Below are 24,266 nucleotides of genomic sequence, written 5' to 3'. Positions count from 1 at the left end.
TAAAACTTCTACAGCTTATGGTGACACGCCCCAAAATAAGATTGCTTAGATATCTGATACCTGTAATTATCGTACTGGCATTGTTCTTCTGTTTCCGTCGATGCGACAATCAGCAAAAACAACCGCTTCCCCCACGCGACTATGCAGATATTATCAGAGAAGGTGTATTACGTGTAGCAACAGAGTACAATTCCATCAGTTTTTATGTAGACGGGGATACGGTTGCAGGGTTTAATTATGAACTGATACAGGCATTCGGCCGAGATAAAGGACTAAGAGTTGACATCAGCCCTTATATGAGTTTTGAAGATCGTCTGAGAGGATTGAGCGAGGACCGTTATGACGTAATAGCATACGGTATATTAGCAACCAGCAAATTGAAGGATTCTTTACTGCTCACCTCTCCCATCGTACTCAACAAACAAGTGTTAGTGCAACGGAAAGCAACCGGAGAAAACGATTCCCTCTACATACGCAGTCAGTTGGATTTAGCGCAAAGAACACTCCATGTCATAAAGGGTTCCCCGTCAATCTTGCGTATTCAGAACTTGGGAAATGAGATTGGAGATACCATTTATATAAAGGAAATAGAAAAATACGGCTCGGAACAATTGATTTCACTCGTGGCACATGGAGACATCGACTATGCCGTATGTGATGAAAGTATCGCACGGGCTGCTGCAGATTCTTTGCCACAAATAGATATCAATACGGCAATCAGTTTCACACAATTCTACTCATGGGCAGTCAGCAAACAATCACCTGTCTTACTCGACAGTTTGAATGCATGGCTGGATAGATTCCAGAAGGAAGAAGAATATCAAAAGATTTACAAGAAATACTATGATAAAAAATAACCTTATCAATCTATTTACTAAACGAAAACAATCCTATACTTTTTATCTATTTTTCTTCATCTCTCTATTGTCTTTCGGCAATACCCTTTCGTATGCGGAAGAAAACCGGGCATTCAACTTTTCAACAATCAATCTGAACAACGGCTTATCACAGTTATCCGTACTCGATATTTGTCAAGACGCCAAAGGATATATGTGGTTTGCCACCCGTAACGGACTGAATAAATATGATGGAGCCACTTTCACTATTTACAAACACAGCAATCAAAACACCAATTCCTTAACAGACAATCACATCACCAAACTACTGCCGGATAATATTCATGGAGGCCTTTGGATTGGAACGACCAACGGACTGAATTATCTCAATCAAAAGACCAATCTTATCACCAATTATCAGGTAGCAGATTATCCGTCACTTCCCAGTAACAGGATACTTTCGCTCTGTTTGAATAAGTCAGGAGAGCTATGGATAGGCACACGTTTGGGACTCTGCCGTTGGATGCCGGAAAAGAATACATTCCAGCCCATAACTTTTGACGGACTGTTGGAACGGGAATCGATCACCTCTCTATATATAGATAAGGAGGAAAAACTCTACATAGGCACTCATAACAAAGGTCTGCTGATATGCGATAAAAACCTGAATATCATAAAAAAGCTGAACAAAGAGAGCACTCCTTCCCTTTCCGATAATACCATCAGTTGCATTTTTGAAGACTCACAGCATCAGATATGGATAGGTACGGATATGAAAGGGCTGAATAAATGGAACCCGGACCAACAGACCATTGTCACTTTTTCAAAGCATAACAGTGGGCTGACGGATAATTACATTCGTTGTATTCAGGAACAAAACCAACGGCTGATAATCGGAACATTCGATGGTCTGAGCGTTCTCAATCTGACGAATGACGTCATCACCCAATACAATACATTCGAAGCAAATCGTAATAATCTAAGCCACTTTTCTGTACGCAGCTTATGTGTAGACCGTGCCGGAACATTATGGGTAGGAACTTATTCCGGTGGGGTTAATTATTATAATCCTCTTAATAACCGTTTTATATTCTACCACCCCTTAGAAAGCAGTGAGCAAAAGCTATATAACATTTTCGGTCCGATGGTATATAGTTCCAATTCCCTTTGGATAGCAACAGAAGGTGGCGGGCTATTGCAATTCAATCCGGTCACAAAAGAATACGCCAATTATCTATTAGAACATCCTGTAGGGATGCATAATAAGAATATCATCAAATCTCTGATGGTAGAAGGAGAAAATATCTGGTGTGGAACAAATAACGGCGGACTGTATTGCTTCCACATTCCGACAAAACGTTTTTCACTTATCCACCAGTTCAAAGAGAAAAATCTAGGTATTTATACTATTTATCGCGATGCAAAAGAAACTATCTGGCTAGGAACGACTTCCCGCCAGGGACTGGTCAGAATTACGAAAGATAAAAAGGTAACCCGTAAATTCCCTATCGGAGATACTGGAGAAACAATTGGTTTCTCCAGTATACGGGCATTTCTGCCGCTTCGTGAAAACGTATACCTGATCGGGACGCGTTCATTCGGACTTTACGAATATGATACGGAAAAAAGAACCTTGATACGATATTCAACAGAAGAAAAAGAACCGTCCCGTAAACTGGAGAACAATTATATCACCGGTATACTGAGAAAAAAGAACGGTGAGATATGGATAGGAACTTCCGGCGCAGGAATTTATCAGTATCAGGAAGGTAAAGGAATCATCCGCCATATCGGTGCAAAAGAAGGATTGGCGAATGAGGAAGTATATACCCTGGTGGAATATAATCAGAATATATGGGCAAGCATAGATAACGGCATTACCGAAATAAATACAAAAACAGGAAAAGTGCATACCTATGACTGTTTTGCCGGACTCGAAACATTGGAGTTTACCCCCCAAGGAGGTATCTGCTTGCCCAATGGAGAAGTCTATTTTAGTGGAAGCAACGGATTTCTCTCTTTCACTCCCCGTTCATTGATTAAGAATAATATGATGCCACCGGTAGTGCTTACCCGATTGACTGTTAACAATAAAGTTGTACAACCGGGTGATAAAAGCCAATTATTGGAGACCAACCCGGACGATGCTGAAACGGTTACCCTCGCCTACAACCAGAATAATTTCTCTATTGCATATTGCGCCCTGAACTATATCCTGCACGAACAGAATCAATATGCTTATAAATTAATAGGCCATGACCAAGACTGGAACCATGTAGGAACCCGTAAAGAAGCTTTCTATACCAATATTGCTCCCGGCAAATATACATTCCACGTCATTGCCTCCAACAATGACGGTGTATGGAACTCTCAAGGAAAGACTTTGGAAATAGTAATCCTTTCTCCTTGGTGGAAAACAACTTGGGCTTATATCATCTACGCGTTGTTGTTTATAGGAATCACCTACACCATCGGATATTATATGTACAGCAAGCACAAGCTGGAACTGAACCTGCGGATGCGACAAATGGAAAAGCAACGGATGGAGGAATTTCATCAAACCAAAATCCGGCTTTTCACCAACTTCTCACATGAATTGCGCACACCGCTAACTCTGATTATCAGCCCTATCGATGAGCTGGTACGTCAGGCAGAAGTTCCCCTCTTTATCAAAACCAAACTGGATTTGGTATTAAAGAATGCCCGCCGCCTGTTGTTGCTGGTCAATCAATTAATGGATTTGCAAAAAAATCAAAGCGGTAGCCTCACATTGAAACTTACCCACTCGGATCTGAATGCTTTCCTGCTTGAAATTTATTACACCTTCAAACAAATAGCGGAAAGCAAACAGATTACTTTCCAATATGAAGCTCCAGAAGGGGAAATCCCTGTGTATTTCGACCAAAGTCTGCTGGAAAAAGCTATATTCAACCTGCTTTCAAATGCTTTTAAATTCACTTCTTTAGGAGAAACAGTTTCTTTAAGACTAATAACGGCCCCCGACAATCGTGTCATCATCCAGGTAGCGGACACAGGGAAAGGAATTCCGGAAAATGCCCGTACCCATATTTTCGATCCGTTCTATCAAGTCAATACCCCACAGACTGTCAATGATAACGTAAACGGAACAGGTATCGGCCTAAGTCTGACACAATCCATCGTACATTTACATCACGGCACAATTAGTGTGGACTCTAATCAGCCGAAAGGAAGCATATTCACTATCATACTTCCGAATAATGAGCAGGTGCAACCAACAGAGGAAGACACGAAAAATACCCAACCCGAAGATGTACAGGAAGAGCAGGCAGTAGTCGGGCAAGCTCTTGACTCTGAAGAGGAACTTCCTTTTTTGAAAGGCAAGACAATCCTGCTAGTGGAAGACAATGAGGACATACGCAGCTATGTGAAAGAACATCTTGAACGCCATTACCGGATACTCGAAGCGGATAACGGCTCCGAAGCCTTCAATATCGTACTGAAAGAGTTTCCCGATTTAGTTGTGACAGACATCATGATGCCGGGAGTCGATGGACTGAAACTCTGTTCCATGATAAAGAATGATCTGCAGACGGGACACATTCCGGTAATTCTACTTACAGCCCGCACTATGGTAATGCACGTCAAAGAAGGTTTCCTTTCGGGGGCTGATGATTATATAGTAAAGCCGTTCAATATAGATGTGCTGCTAATACGAATTTACAACCTGCTGACGCAACGGGAAAAACTGAAATCAATGTATGGAAAAAACTTCTCTCTCCAGTCAATGGGTATCGAAGCCAGTTCCGCCGATGATAAATTCATGCAGAAATTATTCGAGATTATAGAAAGTCATCTTGCCAACCCGGACTTAAAAGTTGAGTTGATATGCGACGAGATGGGATTCAGCCGAAGTAACTTCTACCGCAAGCTCAAAGCAGTGACAGATTTATCTCTGAATGACCTGATTCGCCACAAGCGTCTTGAAGTAGCTGCGCAATTACTGAAAGAAACGGACATGAACATAACAGAAGTCTCAATAGCCACCGGATTCAGTACACTTGCCTATTTCACCAAATGTTTCAAAGCTACCTACGGAGTCTCGCCCACCGAATACATCAAAGGTTTGTAAAATCATTCCAAGTTATAAAAATCGTTCCAAGAACGTCACAGAAGCGATTGTCCTATACAAGAATGGGATGATTTTATAAACTTACGGTACTACCAGACAAACCAAATTCGCACTGTTTCCATACATTTGCAACATCCTACTTAGAAATAATAATATGGAAACAAATATGAAAATATGAAACATAATCTTTTAGCCCTTAGCATCGGAGTGGCCGCTTTAGTTGGTTGCCAATCTCCCAAAGAGTCAAATTTAGTTGCTTCTAATTTTACTTTTGCCGAACAACAATTCAAGTATGCTTTTTCTAAAATAGATGAAGCGCGTGCAAACGAATCCCAAGAAAGCAGAGACAAAAGAATCGCCAAACAATGGGGTGAGCTTACCAACCCACGTAACACTGAACCGGACGGTTCTTTACAGCTCGTACCTTCCAGAGACTGGACGAGCGGATTCTTTCCCGGAGAACTTTGGTATGTATATGAATATACGCACGATCCTTTTTGGAAGGAGAAAGCCGAAAAACATACTGAAATGCTGGAACGCGAAAAGAAAAACGGCACTACACACGATATGGGTTTCAAAATGTATTGCAGCTATGGCAACGGCTACCGTCTGACCGGTAACCCTACCTATAAAGATATACTTATCGAATCTGCCCGGACTCTGATTACCCGTTTCAAACCCAACATAGGCTGCATCCGTTCTTGGGATCATCACGCCGACCAATGGGAATGTCCCGTGATCATCGACAATATGCTGAATCTGGAGTTATTGTTTTGGGCTTCTCGCGAAACGAACGATTCCACCTTTTATAATATAGCAGTCAGTCATGCACGGACTACGATGAAAAATCATTTCCGCGATGACTTCAGTACATACCACGTGGTCAATTACGACACGATCACCGGTAGCCCGATTTGTAAAGTCACCCATCAAGGATATTCCGACGACTCGGCATGGGCACGCGGACAAGCATGGGCACTATATGGCTACACTCTATGTTATCGTGAAACCGGACTCCCCGAATTTCTGGAACAGGCAAAACAGGTAGAAAGATACATCTTCACCCATCCCAACCTACCCAAAGACCTGATTCCTTACTGGGATTTCAATGCTCCTGAAATACCGGACGAACCACGCGATGCATCTGCAGCAACCTGTATAGCCTCCGCACTCTATGAGCTGAGCACCTACGTACCGGAAAACAAGGATCTCTACAAACAGGAAGCCGATCGGATTTTAGAGAATCTCACTGCCAGCTACCGTGCACAACAGAATGGAGACAACGGATTCTTGCTACTCCACAGTACCGGTTCCAAACCTCACGACAGCGAAATTGATGTACCTATCGTATATGCCGATTATTATTTCCTCGAAGCCCTGCTTCGTAAAAACAAATTGGAAAAAGGAGAACAACTCTAATCATCATCACTTATACAGACCATGAAAAAAACAATTATCTACATATTGACAGCCCTTATAACATTCGCTCTACCGATAAGTGCCCGGATTCCTACCAACCAAAGAATCCGCCTGACCGACCAATGGGAATATCTCAAAGGTGATCTCGGAAGCATCTGGGAAGCTGTACGCATGGTAGCACCCGGTTCTTCGGAAGCTGTGCCCATCTGGCAACCGGTTACCCTTCCTCACTGCTTCAATGCGGAAGACGCTGTAGATCCGGATGTCAACTATTACCAGGGTCCCGGATGGTATCGTACTTTACTCGATATTCAGAATCCCTCAGTCAATGGCCGTACTATCCTCGAATTCGAAGGAGCCGGACAAAAAACAGAAGTATATATCTACACACAAAAAGTCGGTAGCCATGTAGGCGGTTACGATGAATGGAGCGTCGACATCACAGAGGCTATCCGGCAGGCATTGGCCAATCCCGACTGCCGGAAGCGTTTCAACGGAAAAATACCTTTATCTATCCGTTGCGATAATTCAAGAGATACGGAAATGATTCCTTCAGATTTATCGGACTTCAATGTGTACGGCGGACTTTAACGTTAATCTAGTTTATCAACCTACGCTTTCTTTCAGTAGTTTCAAACTGGAGACTCCGGTGCAAAAAGATTTAAAGAATGCAAACCTGAAAGTGCAAGCCAACTTCTATAATCCGGATGATACCCGCCAAGCCACGGTGCACCTCACACTGAAAGACCCGAACGGCAAGAAAGTAGCCGAACAGACTGTCACGGATGTTCTTCCCTTAGGAGAAGTGCGACTATTCGACATTGTTGTCAAAAGCCCGCTACTTTGGAGCCCGGAGCAGCCTCAGCTATACACCTGCGAGTTCACTCTCAAAACTACTGAAGGTGAACAAACCGTAACAGAACAAATTGGCTTTCGCCATTTCGAGTTTGTAGACTATGGGCCTTTCAAACTGAACGGCAAACGCCTGTTACTAAAAGGTACCCACCGCCACGAAGATCATGCCGGCGTAGGCGCTGCCATGACAGAAGAGCAAATGGTAACGGAAATAAAGATGATGAAAGAAATGGGCGTCAACTTCATCCGTTTGGGACATTACCAACAATCGAATATCATTCTCCGCCTGTGTGACGAGCTGGGCATTCTCGTTTGGGAAGAAATCCCTTGGTGCCGCGGTGGCTTGGGTGGAGAGAGCTACCAAGCACAAGCCCGACGAATGCTCACAAACATGATAAATCAGCACTACAACCATCCTTCTGTAATTCTTTGGGGACTGGGCAATGAGAATGACTGGCCGAATGATTTCCCGACTTTCGAGCAATCACAGATACGCGCCTTTATGAAAGAACTGAATGACCTGGCACACCGTCTGGATCCGTCACGTGTCACTTCTATCCGCCGGTGCGACTTCTGTAAAGATATTGTCGATGTATATTCCCCTTCCATCTGGGCAGGCTGGTATCGCGGGCAATTCACCGACTACAAGCCTACCTCCGAGAAAGAGATGAAACAGGTTAAACACTTCCTGCATGTGGAATGGGGCGGTGACTCTCATGCCCGAAGACATTCGGAGGACCCTTTCAAATCATTGGGCGGCATTCCTGTCGGAGCCGGAGCCGATGAACGCGCAGGAGACTTCTCCTTCGTTGGCGGTGACGCCCGCGCATCGAGAGACGGTGACTGGTCGGAATCCTATATTGTAAAACTAGTGGACTGGCACTTGAAAGAACAGGAAACCATGACTTGGCTGACAGGAACAGCCTATTGGCCTTTCAAAGATTTCTCCACTCCTCTACGACCGGAAAATCCGGTACCATACGTCAATCAAAAGGGAGTAATCGAACGGGACTTCACCAAGAAGGAAGTGTTTTATGTATTCCAGTCTTATTGGACGGAGAAGCCGATGATACACATCTACGGTCACACATGGCCGACACGCTGGGGGGCCGCAAACGAACCTAAAGAAATACTGGTATACTCCAACTGTCCGGCAGTAGAACTGTTTGTCAATGGAGTCAGCCAAGGCATAAAACAGCGGAACAGCCAGGACTTTCCGGCAGCCGGACTTCGCTGGAAAAGTATATTGCGTGAAGGAAATAATCATTTGAAAGCGGTAGCCGTAAAAAGTAAGGAAACCGTTTCCGATGAGATCACCGTTGCTTATCAAACCAGCGAATGGGGAGAACCGAAACAATTAAAGGTGACACATCATCCTGAAGGTAACAATATCGTTCGTGTTGAAGCACAGTTGACCGATGAAAAAGGAGTTCCCTGTCTGGACGCAGCTAACATCATCTCATTTGAAATTGCCGGAGACGGAAAACTACTTCAAAACTTGGGTACTTCGACCGGATCACGCAAAGTACAAGCCTATAATGGAAAAGCAATGATACGTGCCCAAGTAACCAACGCTTGTTACGTATCCGTTCAATCAGCCGGAATCAAAACCGTTTACACTCAATTGAATGCACAATGAACAGATTAAGAATTTCAATAGGATTATTAATGATACTCTTCGGCCTCACCACGGTGACGGCTAAAGAAGATGTGAAAGAACAAGTACGCCGACTCCTACAAGCAGAAACCCTGCAACGGGCAGACGCAGCATTAGAGTCCGTACCTGTGACCGTCACTGCTGCCCGCGCTCAAAGAAGCGCAGGAGGCATTCACGACTTCTATTCCGAAGGTGATTATTGGTGGGCAAACCCTCAAGACCCGGACGGTCCGTTCATCCGTCGTGATGGAGAAACGAATCCGGACAACTTCACCGCTCACCGTCATGCCATGATACGATTCAGCCAGTTGGTAGGCGACCTGACCTCTGCCTGGTTACTGACAGGTGACAAAAAATATACAGAAGCCGCCATGCGTCATATCCGTGCCTGGTTTGTCGATCAAGAGACAATGATGAACCCTAATCTCTTGTATGCACAAGCTATCAAAGGTATAGCTACCGGACGCGGAATCGGAATCATCGATACCATTCATCTGATTGAAGTCGTGCAGTCACTCCGGTTAATGGAAGCTCAGGGAATCATCGAAGAAAAGGAACTGAGAACGATCCGCCTGTGGTTTTCCGACTATCTGACCTGGATGTCTACCCACCGTTACGGAATCAATGAGATGGAAGCCAAAAATAATCACGGCACTTGTTGGACTATGCAAGCCGCTGCCTTCGCCTTATTCACGCAGAATGAAGAAATGATTCATTTCTGCCGCGAACGTTACCGGACAGTATTGCTCCCCAATCAGATGGCCGCTAACGGCAGTTTTCCCTTAGAACTGGAACGCACCAAACCTTACGGTTACTCTCTTTTTAATCTGGACGCAATGACTACTCTTTGTCATCTCTTGACAACTCCCGAAGAAAATCTATGGGACTACACCACAACAGACGGACGGAATATCGAAAAAGGAATTGCCTGGCTGTTTCCTTTTGTGAAAGACAAAAACTCGTGGAAACACCAACCGGACATCATGTTTTGGGAAGAATGGCCTGTTGCGCATCCGTTCTTGCTATTCGGCAGCATACATCACTACCGAAAAGACTACTTTCAGACATGGAAGAAGCTGGAACATTTCCCTACCAATGAGGAAGTGATACGCAACCTTCCTATCCGACACCCTTTATTATGGCTAAACTAATTCGCTTAAAATAAAATAATTATGAGAAACTTACTATTGAGTGCTTTTACACTGGTTTGTCTGCTTCCAATGAATGCACAGACCGTTAATACCCGTATCTATCCGGCAGAAAAGCTGGCTAAAGTGAAGGCTAAAGCCGATACCCCTGCATACGCTCCGGCTATTAAAACTTTAATGAGAGACGCTGACAAAGCGATGAAAATGACTCCTCCGTCTGTGATGGACAAAAGTATGACGGCCTCTAGCGGTGACAAGCATGACTATATGAGTATGGGCCCTTACTGGTGGCCTGATCCTTCCAAACCGGACGGGTTACCCTATATCCGTAAAGACGGACAACGTAATCCCGAACTGTCAAAATTAGACCGTAATCGATTGGGGGATATGGCGAAAGCCGTCACTACTTTGGGAATCGCCTACTATTTTTCAGGTAACGAACAATATGCAAAGAAAGCTACTGATTTCCTGAATGTCTGGTTCCTGGACGCTAAAACAAAAATGAATCCGAACTTAAACTACGGGCAGACTATCCCCGGCCACAGAAAAGGATTAGGACGTGGAACAGGCATGATCGATACGTATTGTTTTGTAGAAATGCTGGATGCACTCACCTTGCTGGATAGCTCAAAGGCGATGACACCTGCCATCAAGAAAGGTATGAAAGAGTGGTTTACACAGTTCGTTGAATGGATACAGACCAGTCCGGTTGCTGCCGAAGAAAATGCGGCGAAAAACAATCATGGTTTGGCATATGACGTACAGTTGACAGCGTACGCACTCTACATAGGTAATAAAGAACTGGCAACACAAATATTAAAAGCATTTCCTGAAAAGCGTTTGTTCCCTCAAATTGAACCGGACGGAAAACAACCGTTGGAACTGGAACGCACAACTGCATTCGGCTATACGCTCTTTAACCTGACTCATATGCTGGATATGTCTTTCATTGCTTCCACAGAAGGAATTGATATTTACAACGCTACCAGCAAAGACGGACGTTCCATTACTGCTGCCCTAAAGTTTGTAATTCCTTATATCGGCAAGCCCCAAAGCCAATGGCCTTACCAGCAAATCAAAGAATGGGAGAAGAAACAAGATGAATCTTGTTGGGTACTCCGCAAAGCCTCTTTCTTTGATCCGAAAGCCGGATACGAAACTATCGGCGCCAAATACCGTACGACTCCTGTTTCCAGCCGTATGCACTTATTATACAGTTTAGAATAAATCCTATTAAATCCCAATATTATGAGGAATAAATCGTTTCATTATCCTTTAATAATAGCTTTCTTGCTGTTATTATGCACCCCGTTCGTAGCGGTTGTCTATGCACAATCACTTACAGTTACCGGTACAGTCACCGATAGTCAAGGCGGTGTTCCCGGAGTAAATGTGAAGGTAAAAGGAAGTACCACCGGTACTATCACCGATATAGATGGTAAATTTACATTAAATGTCCCTTCCTCCAAATCTATACTTGTCATCTCTTATATCGGATACACCACACAAGAAGTACCTGTCAATAATCAGAAAACTCTGAACATCAAATTAAAGGAAGACACAAAAGTGTTGGACGAAGTAGTAGTGGTCGGTTACGGTGTACAGAAAAAATCTCACTTGACCGGTTCGGTATCCAAGATGGATGTCAACAGTCTCACAGATATTCCCGTGACGCAAGTAGACCAACTGCTGCAAGGAAAGATTGCCGGTGTGAATATCCAGAACTCCACTTCCGAGGCCGGAGCTGCCCCTCAAATCCGTGTTCGTGGTATGGGTTCCATCAGTGCCGACAGCTCTCCGTTGATTGTCATTGACGGTTATCCTGTTCCCGAAGGACTTTCTACGCTCGATATGGCGGATATCGCTTCCATCGAAGTATTAAAAGATGCCGCTTCCGCTGCCATCTACGGTTCACGTGCGGCTAACGGTGTTATCCTGGTGACCACAAAAGAAGGAAGTGCCAGTAAAGCCAAATATAGCGTAAAAGCCTCTACCGGATTAAAATGGGCCTACAAACTGCACCCCATCATGAGTTCTAAAGACTATTACAATATGATGGGCTACGAGGCCGCCCTGCAAAATAAATCCATAGCAGCCAATGACGAAGCCTTCGGGCTTATCGATAATTATACCGACTGGCAACGTGAAGGCCTGCAGGATACTCCACAAATCCATCAGGTACAACTCTCCGTATCGGGTGGAAAGAAAGGTCTTACTTACTATATCTCCGGCAACTACGCACAGGAAGACGGTATTATGATTAACAGTAACTACAAACGTCTGAATCTCCGATCACGCATCAATGCGAAGTTATCCAAGCGCGTAGATCTCAGCTTGAACATCGCTCCGTCTTACACCAAAACAGAGACTCCATCGACCAACTTTATCGACTTCTACCGTACTCCGTCTTTCATGCCGGTACGCCATACGGCAGAAACGGCAGCTCTCACCGGAAAAGCCATCGGCTCATGGGCACGCGGTAGCGACTTCAGCAATATCATATACACCCGTGAAGATGGCACGCAAGTGAAAGCAAGCCCTTTCAACACCAGCAACAATAATCCGAAATCATTGATGGATACCGAAGAACGCTTCAAAGAAGATTATAACCTGCAAGCCAATTCTTCTATCAATGTGCAGATAATGGAGGGACTTACCTTTACCACCTCCAACGGTTTCTACATCAAATACCGGCAAAATAACGAGTACCGCAACTACGAATCCCGCAAAGATGAGGAATCGGCGATGGGTACTTATAAAAACCGTCTCTATGTAGACTTATTGAGCGAAAACACACTGAACTATACCGGTAAGAAAGGTAAGCATGACTATGCAGCCTTATTGGGATATACAGCACAGACAACATCGGAAACCACAGCGAATATCGTAGGCTTGGGCTTCCCGACCGACTATGTCCATACACTCAATGCAGCTACCTCTTTTGATGTAAGCCAAACAAATACGGTTAAATTCCGTACTGCTATGATGTCTGCTCTGGCACGTATCAATTACAGCTATGCCGACAAATACCTGTTCTCCGCCAGTCTACGTACGGACGGTAGTTCCCTATTTGCCGACGGACACCAATGGGGCTGGTTCCCATCCGTATCTCTGGGATGGCGTGTTTCGGAAGAATCCTTCCTGAAAGGTATCAGTTGGTTGAATATGCTGAAACTCCGTGCCAGCTTCGGTGTAACGGGCAACAATAATATTCCTGCCAACTCTTACTACAATCTGCTTTATGCCAGCAACTACCCATTAGGCAGTGGAACAGGAGCACTCATTCCCGGACTCAACAAGGCTACCTCAACAAAAGGCAATTACAACATCACTTGGGAACAGACTTACGAATATAATGCCGGTATCGATTTCAGTGCCTTGAACAATCGCATAAACCTGACACTGGAGGGATACTATTCCATCACCAAGCAACTGCTGTTCAAGCAACCGGTCGTATCTTTCATGGGCTACAGTGACTATTGGAACAATATCGGGCGCATCCGTAACAGTGGTATCGAAATCGAATTGAATACACACAATATCCGTACTAAGGATTTTGAATGGACCACCTCGTTCAACATCTCATCCAACTTCAACAAGTTACTCGAACTTTCCGGTGAAGAAAGACTGATTTCTACCGGAGAACGTAACGAAACCTATCTGGCACAAGTCGGTCATCGTGCCATTTCTTTCTTCGGATACAAGACTGACGGGGTTTACCTCAATCAGGCCGACCTGGATTCTTCACCACACTTGGCAAGTGCCACTCCGGGCAGTCTCAAGATTGTAGACGTCAACGACGACGGTGTCATCAATGACAAAGACCGTACCGTCATTGGTAATCCCTTCCCGAAAGCGACGTGGGGTATTTCCAATACCTTCAGATGGAAAAGGTTCGATCTTTATTTCCTGATTCAAGGTGTAAGCGGACTGGATGTATTCAACGGTGACGGATACTATACCGAATCCAAGAAATTCAATCGCAATTATGCGAAAGACCGCTGGATCAGCGCCGAATATCCGGGCGACGGACGCACGCCGACAGTAGGTTCTGCCGGAATCTCATGGGAGTTCACCGACTACATGATTGAAAACGGATCATTCGTAGCATTGCGCGACGTAGTTTTAGGTTATACATTTGATAAGAAAAAACTGAAAAAGGCAGGACTCAACTCGCTTCGCCTTTATGCTTCCGGTCAGAACTTGCTTTACTTCTGGGGAAAGAGTTACCGGGGTATCAATCCGGAAGCCCGTGTGACAAGCGGATCGTACGCTTCGCCATTGGTGAACGGATACCAACGCGGAGGATTCCCGATACAGTCTACCGTCAATTTCGGATTCGAACTTAATTTCTAATCATCTTAAAACGTACAGAAATGAAACTAAAACATATATTTATCGTTAGTCTGTCTACTTGTCTGCCGGGGCTTTCTTCCTGTGACCTCAACATCACACCGGACTCCTATATCCCCGACAGTTCGTTCTATAAGAATGAAGCAGAAATGAATACTGCCGTTATTGGCTGTTACGGAGGTATGCAGGCTCCGTTAAACATTGAATGGACACTTACCGAACTGCGTGCGGACAATACCCGCATGAATAGCAACAGCTCCACCAATGACGCTTTCCTGCAACAACAGGCATTGGATCTTGGTACAATGGATGCCAGCAACGCGAACATACGTACTTATTGGGAAGCCACTTACAGTAATATCAACAGTTGCAATAACGTACTTGCTCCTGAGAATCTGGCGGTAGTAGCCAATGAGAAAAAACGGGCGCAATTTGAGGGAGAAGCATGTTTCATCCGTGCTTATCATTACTTCAACCTAGTACGTCTTTTCGGTCCGACTTTCATTATAACGGAAGAATTGAGTGTAGCAGATGCTATGAAAAAAGACCGTAGCAGTGTGGAGGCTACCTATCAGCAGATTATTGACGATTTGAAAACGTCCATTGATGACTTGGAAGGTGTGACATACGATGTAGCCGATTTAGGACGCGTCACCCAGCCGGCCGCTCAATCTTTGCTTGCCAAAGTTTATCTGACTATCGGGAAATATGAAGAAGCCAAGAGGCTGCTCAAATCGGTAGTGGATGTAAAAGGAGATCAGTTGACTGTCAGTTATTCTGATGTGTTTGATATTTCCAAAGAAATGAATGATGAAATAATCTTTGCTGTCCGTTACAAATCGGGAAGTCTGGGGATCGGCTCTCCTTTTGCCAACACATTTGCGCCTACCAAGAGTGGTGCCAATGTAGTGACGGGAGATGGAGACGGGCGCAACTACCCGACCACTGAAGTACTAGGTATTTATCCGGAAGGTGACTTGCGTAAAGAAGTTAGCGTAAGCGATCATTATATTGACCCGAGTAAGAAAGATCCGGTAGTCATTTCAAATCAATCGGCATATATCAAGAAATTTGTTTCGCCCGTCAGCGTACGTTATGACGCAGAAAACGACTGGCCTGTCATTCGTCATGCAGATGTGCTGTTGATGTACGCTGAAGTACTGAACAAGATAGACGGTCCCGCTGCCGGACTACCGTATCTCAACGAGGTACGCCGCCGTGCCGGATTGGGGGCTATCGACATTTCCGAAGTGCCTGTACGTTCCGCTTTCCGTGAAAAGCTGGAAAAAGAACGTCGTTTGGAACTGGCATTCGAAAACCAACGCTGGTTCGACCTCGTTCGTTGGGGCAAGGCTTTGGAAACTATCAATAAACAAATTACAGAAACCGAGAGCTTCTACGGAGAATATGCTTTCACCGTCAACCCAATGGCGGAATGGCAATTATTGCTTCCTATCCCTCAAAGTGTGATAGACAATAATCCAAGCGTAATCACCCAAAATCCACATTACTAATTCTCAAAACGAAAACAGTATGAAAAATAAACTATATAGCCTATTAGTCCTCTGTGTACTTGTCACATTGACAAGTTGCAACGAAAAGTTGAGCATTGAGACAGAGGTTCAAGGAGCGCCGGAAATCATTGAGTTTGCTCCTGTAAGCGGAAAAGCAGGAACACAGGTAACTGTCAAAGGTAATAATCTACGCGATATAGAAACTGCAACCATTGGTGGTGTGGAGGCACAGATACTTTATAAACTATCACAGCAGGAAATCGTAATCGTAGTTCCTCGTGAGGGTACAAAGAATGGCAAAATTGTACTTTCTACCTCACGCAAAAATGATGATAGCGAAAGTACCCGTGCGGAAAGTTCTCAATCATTTACAGTCACCTATCCTACTCCGGTTGTGACAGAATTTCCGAAAGGTGGAAGAGTCGGAAATAATGTAGAGATTTTGGGAACAGACCTTGATATTATCTCCAAAGTTTATATGGGAGACGAAGAAGGAGAAATTGTCTATCAGAGTGAAGAAGAAATTGCCGTCAAAGTACCTTTTATCATTGATGATAATACGACCGTTTCTTTAAAGTATACCAATCAAACAGGTGGTGAGTCTGAAATAAAGGGAGAATCCGATGATTTTCTCGTAGAAAAAGACCAACCGGAAATAGAGAAGATAGATCAGGAAAGCCTGATGGAAAGAAGCCTGCTTACCTTAAGCGGCACACATCTCAATCTGATTGAGTATATATATTTTGGAGAAGAGAAATGCACTCCAGTCAGTCAGGAAGAAAATATCATTGTATTTAGAGTACCGACTTTGGATGAAACAAGTACAGTGCAAATAAAAGTGACGTATTATAACGAGACGAAAGAGATCATTCTAGCCGACGCTTGTAAGGTGATTCGAATGAAGAACTTATTCGCTGCTAATCAAGCGATAGGGACACGTAACAGTAAATATGGTTATGGTAGTATGCTTAATGGTAATTCTGCTGACGGTAATCCTATCTGTACTCCTTGTGTTCTGAAAGATAAGGAGAATCATGATAAGATAGATTTCGGAGCATATGTAAACAAGACTTTGGATTTTCAGTTAAATTCACCGGATGCCATACTTAATTCAACCAAAAACAATCTAAAAAATTACTGGTGTGGAACATCTTCTCTGCCCAACACAGATCTGCCCACAGAATATACATCATTTACGGCAGTACAAACTAGATTCGTAGTATTGAATACAACTAAAAATGCGGCACTTATCGAACAGATAAGAACCAACAAAGATCAATTGGAAATTACTCCTACACTTTTTACTAGTCTGAACATTACTAAAAGCTCTGTCCGCACTCGTAAAGCAGAAGAAGCTGAAGGTACAGTAAGTGAGCAGATTTTTGAAAAAGGCAGTATTATCGTATTCCACAATAAATATAAAGACAAATACGGAATTCTTGATATTCTGGATGTGCACATCGATTACGATCAATCCAGCAATGTCAATAACGGTGATAAGAACAATCAAGGTATTGCCTACATTACATTCGACCTTTATTATCAACGCTAAAAAAGAAAGATCATGAAGAAAAGAAATTATATAGCAACTATCACATTGACGGTAACATTATGTCTGACATATCTATTAAGCGGATGTACCCGTGACAATGATATTGATATACCGCAGACTTCCGTCAATATGATGGAAGCAACAACCGTACAACCGGGAGAAGCAATTACTCTGACAGGCGAAAATATGCATCTTATCTCCAAAGTATATTTTGGCAACGATATCACGATTGATATTAAAACACCGCAAACGGATCGTGACCACCAATCACTCACTGTTTATGTGCCGACTGAAGTATTCGAAGAAACAAAAGTCGTTCCTCTAGCCGTATTGTATAATTCGGTACATCATCTCGTTGTATGTGAGGAGCTGACTGTTTATATTGCACCTGTTATTCCTACAACCTCTACTACCTTATCCGGTGAAGTAGAGCCAGGCGACATTATCACTATCACAGGAACTGATTTGAATATTGTCACAACACTGCAGGCTAATGAAGAATCAATAACGATGGAGAGTAAAAACGCAACAGAAATCACTTTCAAAGCTCCAGAAGTAAATATGGATACAGAATTCACCATCACTCTTATTTATGATAATTCATTGGGTAACGACCAGAAATTAGTTGTGCCGGGAAAGATAACGGTCAAAAAGGTTATTCCTCCTAGTGAGAATGCCTATTACCAAAAATAAACCATCAAAGACTTGACTTTCGCTTCCGAATGTCGTATCTTTACAGAGTTAATGATAAAGTAGTTTCAATTAAACTACACGCAAAGGCGGGAACTCCAATTCTCGCCTTTCTCTTTTTCAAAAAGGGATAATTCCTTCTCATCCCAGCTTTCCTTCTCATTTCTCCATTGGCATATTGTCCTTCACCCCCGGGCTTATCTCTACTCACCTGCCTTTATACTGCAAATAGGATGTGCTTTCACAAGAACAAAGGTCCTATCCACCCGAAACGGAAAATCTATTCCATACAAACAGCATCTCCATTTTAGCAAAATAGAGGCTTTATTTTCCAAATTCCTCCAGTAAGTTAATAATCAATAAAGTTGCTCTTGACAAAAAATTGCTTTATCTTTGGAGTTTATTAGAATAAGTAAATAGGTAATTGTATTATGAGTGAAAAGATAATCAAATGGGGATTCATCGGTTGCGGAGAAGTGACGAAAACTAAAAGCGGCCCTGCTTTCCAAAAAGTAGAACATTCGGAAGTAGTAGCCGTGATGAGCCGTGACGGTGCGAAAGCAAAAGCATACGCCAAAGAGAGAGGTATCAAGAGATGGTATGACGATGCACAAGAACTTATAGATGATCCGGAAGTGAATGCTATCTATATCGCTACTCCTCCCTCATCCCATGCTACATACGCCATCATGTCGATGAAAGCAGGCAAGCCTGCCTATATTGAGAAACCGATGGCCGTCACATACGAAGAATGTACCCGCATTAACCGCATATCCAAAGAAACGGGAGTTCCCTGTTTCGTTGCATACTACCGCCGTTATCTTCCCTACTTCCAGAAAGTAAAAGAATTGGTGGAAAACGGAACTATCGGTAATGTAATCAATGTACAGATCCGTTTTGCCCAACCGCCACGTGACTTGGATTATAACCGTGAAAATCTTCCCTGGCGTGTACAGGCTGACATTGCAGGCGGTGGTTATTTCTACGATCTTGCTCCACATCAGATTGATTTATTACAGGATATGTTCGGATGTATCCTCGAAGCAAACGGCTACAAGAGCAATCGTGGCGGACTTTATCCTGCCGAGGATACGTTGAGCGCTTGTTTCCAGTTCGATAACGGATTGGTAGGCAGTGGTTCCTGGTGCTTTGTTGCTCATGATTCAGCTCGCGAAGACCGTATAGAGATTATTGGGGACAAAGGAATGATTTGTTTTTCTGTCTTCACTTACGAACCTATCGGCCTGCACACAGAAAAAGGACGGGAAGAAATCTGTATCGGCAACCCGGAACATGTACAGCAACCTCTTATCCAAGCGGTAGTAGACCATTTATTGGGCAAATCTATCTGTTCCTGCGACGGTGAAAGTGCAACACTGACCAACTGGGTAATGGATAAGATTCTTGGAAAGATATAATCCTCATATTAAACTAACAATCTATTTTATACCATGACTAAAGAAGAATTGATGCGGAAAGCCATCGAGCTTTCAAAGGAGAATATCGAGAACGGTGGAGGTCCTTTCGGTGCTGTGATTGCCACTAAAGAGGGAGAGATAGTTGCCACCGGAGTAAATCGTGTCACCGCTTCCTGCGATCCTACCGCTCATGCCGAAGTAAGCGCCATACGCGCTGCCGCTGCAAAACTTGGTACATTCAATCTTAGCGGATATGAGATATATACTTCTTGCGAACCTTGCCCCATGTGTTTAGGTGCTATTTACTGGGCACGGTTGGACAAAATGTACTATGGCAACAATAAAACCGACGCAAAAAATATTGGCTTCGATGATTCCTTCATCTATGATGAACTGGAACTGAAACCGGAAGAGAGAAAACTTCCTTCTGAGATTTTATTGCACGAGGAAGCTATTTCCGCTTTCAAAGCATGGATGAACAAGGAGGATAAAATAGAGTATTAGACGGACAACCGTTCATACCGGACGACTAATAGAAATCCCCGGAAGTGCTGTAGACACTCAGCATTCCAGGGATTCTTTACACACAAAAGTTATTATTGAAATTGAAAACTGTCTGGTTTAGAAACGCATACCGACTGTAAAAAGGACTTGGCTACGGGTGTTGGTTACTTTCGTAGCGTCCGGTGAAGCTATTGAAACACCTCCATCATCCACAGTTCCATTAATGAATGGATAAAAATCTTCCTTATAAGTAGAGAATTTATATGCCAGGTCAGCATAAAATGTAGAACCCCGATACCCAATACCTAACGTATAGTTACTCAGTGATTTACTATTAGCGAAATCCGTATCCGTTTGAATAGAATTTATTGCCAAGTCCTTATAAGCGTCTTTCTTAAATGCAGCCGAACTGTAGTTATAACCTGCACGAAAAGCAAACTGAGGTACCACTTTATATTCCAAACCTAGTCGAGCTGTATGCACGCCTTTCAACATAGGTGTCGTACTATTCTCCCATTCGAAAGCGGAAGCATATCCATCAGGATCTCTAAACTTTATTGAAGAGTAGTCTTGATACTCATATTCCGCTCCTAAAGCTAAACTATTACCTACCGTATATCCCAAACTTACATTATAAGTCCACGGAGTCTGAAAACGGAAACGCTGAACCATATCGTCTTTACCAGGCAAATAATCACGAGAATCTATATCACGATAGGTGATTTCATTGGCTGCCGGATCCCAAATATCTGATTGCATAAAAACACTTGTCTTATAATCCAGACTATAAAAAATAGGTGTATGAATAGCCAAACCTATACGGAAAGGTGAATACTCGAAGGGACGAAGAATCGCTCCGAATTTAAAATCAAAGCCTGATCCGGTAATTTTATTCCAACCTTGCAGTTTATATCCTGTTTCATTACCATAATCTTCATCATACGAAGTGTACTTATTATAATCAACGGAATAAGCCCCAATCGTTAGCCCCAGATAAAAACGGTCACTGAAATTAAAAGCGATATTAAAATCATATTGATCTATACCACCACGTTCTTCTGAATGAAAGCGTGCGTATGGACTTACTCCATCCGGAACGATTGTATTATAATAATCATAATCATAAAACAGAGGCTTTCCCTCATTATTTACTACCTGATTACCTTCCTTATCTTTATACGGAAATTCATTCTGCGTAGTTGTAAGGCTCGGACTGATTACATATCCCTCATATCCTACAGCAGAAAGCCAACCTATATCATTAGTATCAAACGGATTTCCCCAATTTGAAATTCCGTCAGCCTGAGAAGCCATCAAGAATGTCTGTGAATAATTACCAAGATCACCGTTCATTTCCATATTCTTATAGAAAGACTTTGCTTTATGATAGTTAAATCCAAAATTCACATAGCGTAAGGGAGTAGTGTTTCCGATCTTTGATGAAAATACAAATCCGATATTATCAAATGAAGCCCTGTTTTTATCCGAATTCCACTTACTGCCTAAATACTTGCTTTCACTTCCATAAGATGAGAAACCAAAAGAAGTCATTATATCACTACTACGATAAAGCCCAATACCGGCCGGATTGGTCCCTATGGTAGAAATATCTCCACCAAGTGCCCCCATAGCACCTCCCATTCCGACAAACCGGGCAGTTCCATTTAAATCTTTTCCCGTCAGTTTAGCACCATCATAAACAGTCTGTGCTAATCCCGAAGCTGCAGAAACAAATAGTCCCAATACAGCTAACATAAGTATCTTTTTCATACCTTTCATTCCATTTAATTAATACCCTTCGTTTTATCTTCTACCACCGCTACGAGAAGAACCTCCTCCGCCAGAAGATCTGCCGGCTCCCCCACCGGAAGAATAGCTGCCACGCGAACTACCACCTGAAGAGGCAGGTGAATAATTGCGGGAAGATGATGAACGAGAAGTTCCATAAGATGATGAACGACGGCTACTATTACCGTTAGAATAGTTGCTGCGTGGAGTGGAAGAACTACCGCGATTGTAAGTAGATGTTCTCGTTCCACTACTGCCACTTCTCACTCCAGAAGAACGGGAATAAGAAGAACCGGTTCCTGTTCCACTAGTCCGAGTACTACTTGGCCGAGAATAAGTACTGCCACGACGTGATGAATTTCCCGTACGAGTACTTGAGCCATAACGCTCATCCGAAGAACGCGTACCTACCACACGTCTTGTTGTGCTTGTTCCCCTGCCATAAGCTGATCCGGAGGTACGAGACGAACTCCCAGTTGACCGAACAGCAGAACCACCAGAACGAGTGGCGCTTGAACCATATCGACGTACAGTAGAAGAATTTCTGTAACTGCTTTGTCCATACGAACGACGGTTTGTATAAGTCGGACCAGTCCAACGGCCTCCACCGCCCCAGCCCCAGCTAGGACCACCGTGCCAATGATGATGATGTCCCCAATATCCACCGCCATACCAGCCACCCCAGTAGCCGCCATGCCAGCCGCCCCAATAGCCCGGATAATATCCCCAAGCATAATAAGGACGATTCCAGCCCCAACCATAGTTCCAGCCCCAGCCGTATGAACCATAACGCCAATCCCACCAAAGTGGATTACTGAATGTCGGGAATGCGTAAGCATACATACCATCGGTATATATATTCCAGTCCCAAGAATTCGGTCCGTAGACTACATCCCAATATAACGGACTGCTGATACTGATAGCGAAACGCGGATTACGGAAACGGATGATGCGTTCGGCATATTCATAGTCGTCCTGCGTACCATTGAATTCGCCGGTCACCCATTCCCCGTCCAAGTCCGGAGTAGATTTTTCCTTTATATATAAGGTATCATTATCCATTACGAATTCATTATCACGTGCATCGTAACGGCGGTTATATTCATCCACATCCCGTGTTCTCCCCCTACGGTCCTGAACCACAACTGTAGTTCCCGGTGAAGTATAGATGTTTGTCACCTGTTTCTTCGGTTCCTTCCTCACCGGAGTTTCTTTTTTCTCCTTTTTGTCTTTGGAAGGTACGAAGTAAAGGTCGTCATCAACGCTTTGTGCCATCAAGCCTATCGGGAGACACAAGGCAACTAGCAAGAAGTAAACAATCTTTTTCATATCATCTGGGTTTATGTAATTACTTAAACTTATTCACGTTACAAAGATAAGGAAGAGATTTATCGCCTTGGGGAGATTTTCCCCAAAGGATAGTAGGGATTTCCCTAAAATTGTGATTATCTTTGCACATTATTCACCAGCATTAGAAACAACTATGAAGTATTTTGAGTTCACTTTTCATACGAATCCGTCCACAGAGATTGTAAATGATGTATTAGCTGCTGTATTAGGCGAAACCGGCTTCGAGAGTTTTGTTGAAAACGAGAACGGATTAACCGCATATATCCAACAAACTTTATGTGACGAAACCTCCATAAAGAATGCAATCGCCGAATTTCCCCTACCCGATACGGAAATCACCTATACATATGCAGAAGCAGAAGACAAGGACTGGAACGAGGAATGGGAAAAGAATTTCTTTCAACCGATTATCATCGGTGACCGCTGTGTAATCCACAGCACATTTCATCAGGATGTTCCTAAAGCAGAATACGATATCGTAATCAATCCGCAAATGGCTTTCGGTACAGGACATCACGAGACTACCAGCCTTATTATCGAAGAACTGTTGGATAGCGAGCTGAAAGATAAATCATTGCTGGATATGGGTTGTGGAACTTCTATTCTCGCCATCCTTGCACGAATGAAAGGCGCACATCCATGTACCGCTATCGACATCGACGAATGGTGTGTACGAAACTCTATCGAAAACATCGAATTGAACCACGTAGATAATATTGCCGTTTCTCAAGGAGATGCCTCTTCACTTTCCGGAAAAGGGCCGTTTGATGTGGTTATAGCTAATATTAACCGCAATATCCTACTGAATGATATGAAACAATATGTCACTTGTATGCATCCCGGAACGGAACTATACATGAGCGGATTTTATGTGGATGACATCCCTGCTATCCGCGAAGAAGCGGAAAAGAACGGACTGACTTATATCCATCACAAAGAAAAGAATCGCTGGGCGGCAGTGAAATTCATTTATAAAGTTTAATACTATTACTCTGCCAACAGAAACAAGGAATACAGGGATAAAAATAGAGAGTGTCAAAACGCAGATTATTCATTATGACACCCTCATAA

At 43.4% G+C, this 24,266-nt stretch carries 14 protein-coding genes and 1 pseudogene; 13 read left to right on the top strand and 2 right to left on the bottom strand.

Annotated elements, in window-relative coordinates:
- The first annotated feature begins 17 nt into the window (after window positions 1–17).
- The 12 genes and pseudogenes from GD630_RS03100 to GD630_RS03045 all read left to right on the top strand — a co-directional run bounded on the left by GD630_RS03100 (window position 18) and on the right by GD630_RS03045 (window position 20,057).
- On the top strand, window positions 18–857 hold the full coding sequence (locus GD630_RS03100; RefSeq protein ID WP_143867902.1) for a transporter substrate-binding domain-containing protein: 840 nt from the start codon (window positions 18–20) through the stop codon (window positions 855–857).
- Entirely contained in the window at window positions 844–4,947 is a 4,104-nt protein-coding gene (locus GD630_RS03095; protein WP_143867900.1) for a hybrid sensor histidine kinase/response regulator transcription factor, read from the top strand. Before GD630_RS03100 ends, GD630_RS03095 begins: the two co-directional genes overlap by 14 nt.
- 174 nt (window positions 4,948–5,121) lie before the next feature.
- A complete protein-coding gene (locus GD630_RS03090) occupies window positions 5,122–6,366 on the top strand; it encodes a glycoside hydrolase family 88 protein (RefSeq protein ID WP_143867898.1) in 1,245 nt (414 codons plus the stop codon).
- Between the two features lie 21 nt (window positions 6,367–6,387).
- A pseudogene (locus GD630_RS03085) lies at window positions 6,388–8,860 on the top strand (glycoside hydrolase family 2 TIM barrel-domain containing protein).
- A complete protein-coding gene (locus GD630_RS03080) occupies window positions 8,857–10,029 on the top strand; it encodes an alginate lyase family protein (RefSeq protein ID WP_143867896.1) in 1,173 nt (390 codons plus the stop codon). Before GD630_RS03085 ends, GD630_RS03080 begins: the two are co-directional and overlap by 4 nt.
- Before the next feature lie 21 nt (window positions 10,030–10,050).
- Window positions 10,051–11,253, top strand: a complete 1,203-nt coding sequence (locus GD630_RS03075; protein WP_143867895.1) for an alginate lyase family protein — start codon at window positions 10,051–10,053, stop codon at window positions 11,251–11,253.
- Between the two features lie 21 nt (window positions 11,254–11,274).
- Window positions 11,275–14,382 (top strand): SusC/RagA family TonB-linked outer membrane protein, encoded by a 3,108-nt coding sequence (locus GD630_RS03070; protein WP_143867894.1) that lies wholly within the window; start codon window positions 11,275–11,277, stop codon window positions 14,380–14,382.
- A gap of 20 nt (window positions 14,383–14,402) precedes the next feature.
- Window positions 14,403–15,893, top strand: coding sequence for a RagB/SusD family nutrient uptake outer membrane protein (locus GD630_RS03065; RefSeq protein WP_143867893.1), 1,491 nt, complete (start codon window positions 14,403–14,405; stop codon window positions 15,891–15,893).
- A gap of 19 nt (window positions 15,894–15,912) precedes the next feature.
- Complete coding sequence (locus GD630_RS03060) at window positions 15,913–17,445, top strand: IPT/TIG domain-containing protein (RefSeq protein WP_143867892.1); 1,533 nt, start codon at window positions 15,913–15,915, stop codon at window positions 17,443–17,445.
- Between the two features lie 12 nt (window positions 17,446–17,457).
- Window positions 17,458–18,138, top strand: coding sequence for an IPT/TIG domain-containing protein (locus GD630_RS03055; RefSeq protein ID WP_143867891.1), 681 nt, complete (start codon window positions 17,458–17,460; stop codon window positions 18,136–18,138).
- Window positions 18,139–18,566: 428 nt separating this feature from the next.
- Window positions 18,567–19,553, top strand: coding sequence for a Gfo/Idh/MocA family protein (locus GD630_RS03050; RefSeq protein WP_007757406.1), 987 nt, complete (start codon window positions 18,567–18,569; stop codon window positions 19,551–19,553).
- A gap of 33 nt (window positions 19,554–19,586) precedes the next feature.
- Window positions 19,587–20,057, top strand: coding sequence for a nucleoside deaminase (locus GD630_RS03045; RefSeq protein ID WP_007757408.1), 471 nt, complete (start codon window positions 19,587–19,589; stop codon window positions 20,055–20,057).
- A gap of 117 nt (window positions 20,058–20,174) precedes the next feature.
- Here GD630_RS03045 and GD630_RS03040 read toward each other — a convergent pair whose 3' ends face one another.
- Both GD630_RS03040 and GD630_RS03035 read right to left on the bottom strand, forming a co-directional pair.
- Complete coding sequence (locus GD630_RS03040) at window positions 20,175–21,827, bottom strand: OmpP1/FadL family transporter (RefSeq protein ID WP_143867890.1); 1,653 nt, start codon at window positions 21,825–21,827, stop codon at window positions 20,175–20,177.
- Window positions 21,828–21,860: 33 nt separating this feature from the next.
- A complete protein-coding gene (locus GD630_RS03035; RefSeq protein ID WP_143867889.1) occupies window positions 21,861–23,174 on the bottom strand; it encodes a hypothetical protein in 1,314 nt (437 codons plus the stop codon).
- Between the two features lie 154 nt (window positions 23,175–23,328).
- Between GD630_RS03035 and prmA the strand changes: the two genes are divergently transcribed.
- Entirely contained in the window at window positions 23,329–24,177 is an 849-nt protein-coding gene (gene prmA / locus GD630_RS03030) for a 50S ribosomal protein L11 methyltransferase (RefSeq protein ID WP_143867888.1), read from the top strand.
- The last annotated feature ends 89 nt before the right edge of the window (window positions 24,178–24,266 follow it).

It is taken from the genome of Bacteroides zhangwenhongii (assembly GCF_009193325.2).
Taxonomy (GTDB): Bacteria; Bacteroidota; Bacteroidia; order Bacteroidales; family Bacteroidaceae; genus Bacteroides; species Bacteroides zhangwenhongii.
Note: the sequence above shows the minus strand (reverse complement) of the source record. Positions and strands in the feature narration are given on the sequence as shown.

Excerpts from the sequence above, each read along its gene's own strand:
- GD630_RS03100 (WP_143867902.1), top strand. The coding sequence starts at position 18 with ATGGTGACACGCCCCAAAATAAGATTGCTTAGATATCTGATACCTGTA.
- GD630_RS03095 (WP_143867900.1), top strand. The coding sequence starts at position 844 with ATGATAAAAAATAACCTTATCAATCTATTTACTAAACGAAAACAATCC.
- GD630_RS03090 (WP_143867898.1), top strand. The coding sequence starts at position 5,122 with ATGAAACATAATCTTTTAGCCCTTAGCATCGGAGTGGCCGCTTTAGTT.
- GD630_RS03080 (WP_143867896.1), top strand. The coding sequence starts at position 8,857 with ATGAACAGATTAAGAATTTCAATAGGATTATTAATGATACTCTTCGGC.
- GD630_RS03075 (WP_143867895.1), top strand. The coding sequence starts at position 10,051 with ATGAGAAACTTACTATTGAGTGCTTTTACACTGGTTTGTCTGCTTCCA.
- GD630_RS03070 (WP_143867894.1), top strand. The coding sequence starts at position 11,275 with ATGAGGAATAAATCGTTTCATTATCCTTTAATAATAGCTTTCTTGCTG.
- GD630_RS03065 (WP_143867893.1), top strand. The coding sequence starts at position 14,403 with ATGAAACTAAAACATATATTTATCGTTAGTCTGTCTACTTGTCTGCCG.
- GD630_RS03060 (WP_143867892.1), top strand. The coding sequence starts at position 15,913 with ATGAAAAATAAACTATATAGCCTATTAGTCCTCTGTGTACTTGTCACA.
- GD630_RS03055 (WP_143867891.1), top strand. The coding sequence starts at position 17,458 with ATGAAGAAAAGAAATTATATAGCAACTATCACATTGACGGTAACATTA.
- GD630_RS03050 (WP_007757406.1), top strand. The coding sequence starts at position 18,567 with ATGAGTGAAAAGATAATCAAATGGGGATTCATCGGTTGCGGAGAAGTG.
- GD630_RS03045 (WP_007757408.1), top strand. The coding sequence starts at position 19,587 with ATGACTAAAGAAGAATTGATGCGGAAAGCCATCGAGCTTTCAAAGGAG.
- GD630_RS03040 (WP_143867890.1), bottom strand. The coding sequence starts at position 21,827 with ATGAAAAAGATACTTATGTTAGCTGTATTGGGACTATTTGTTTCTGCA.
- GD630_RS03035 (WP_143867889.1), bottom strand. The coding sequence starts at position 23,174 with ATGAAAAAGATTGTTTACTTCTTGCTAGTTGCCTTGTGTCTCCCGATA.
- prmA (WP_143867888.1), top strand. The coding sequence starts at position 23,329 with ATGAAGTATTTTGAGTTCACTTTTCATACGAATCCGTCCACAGAGATT.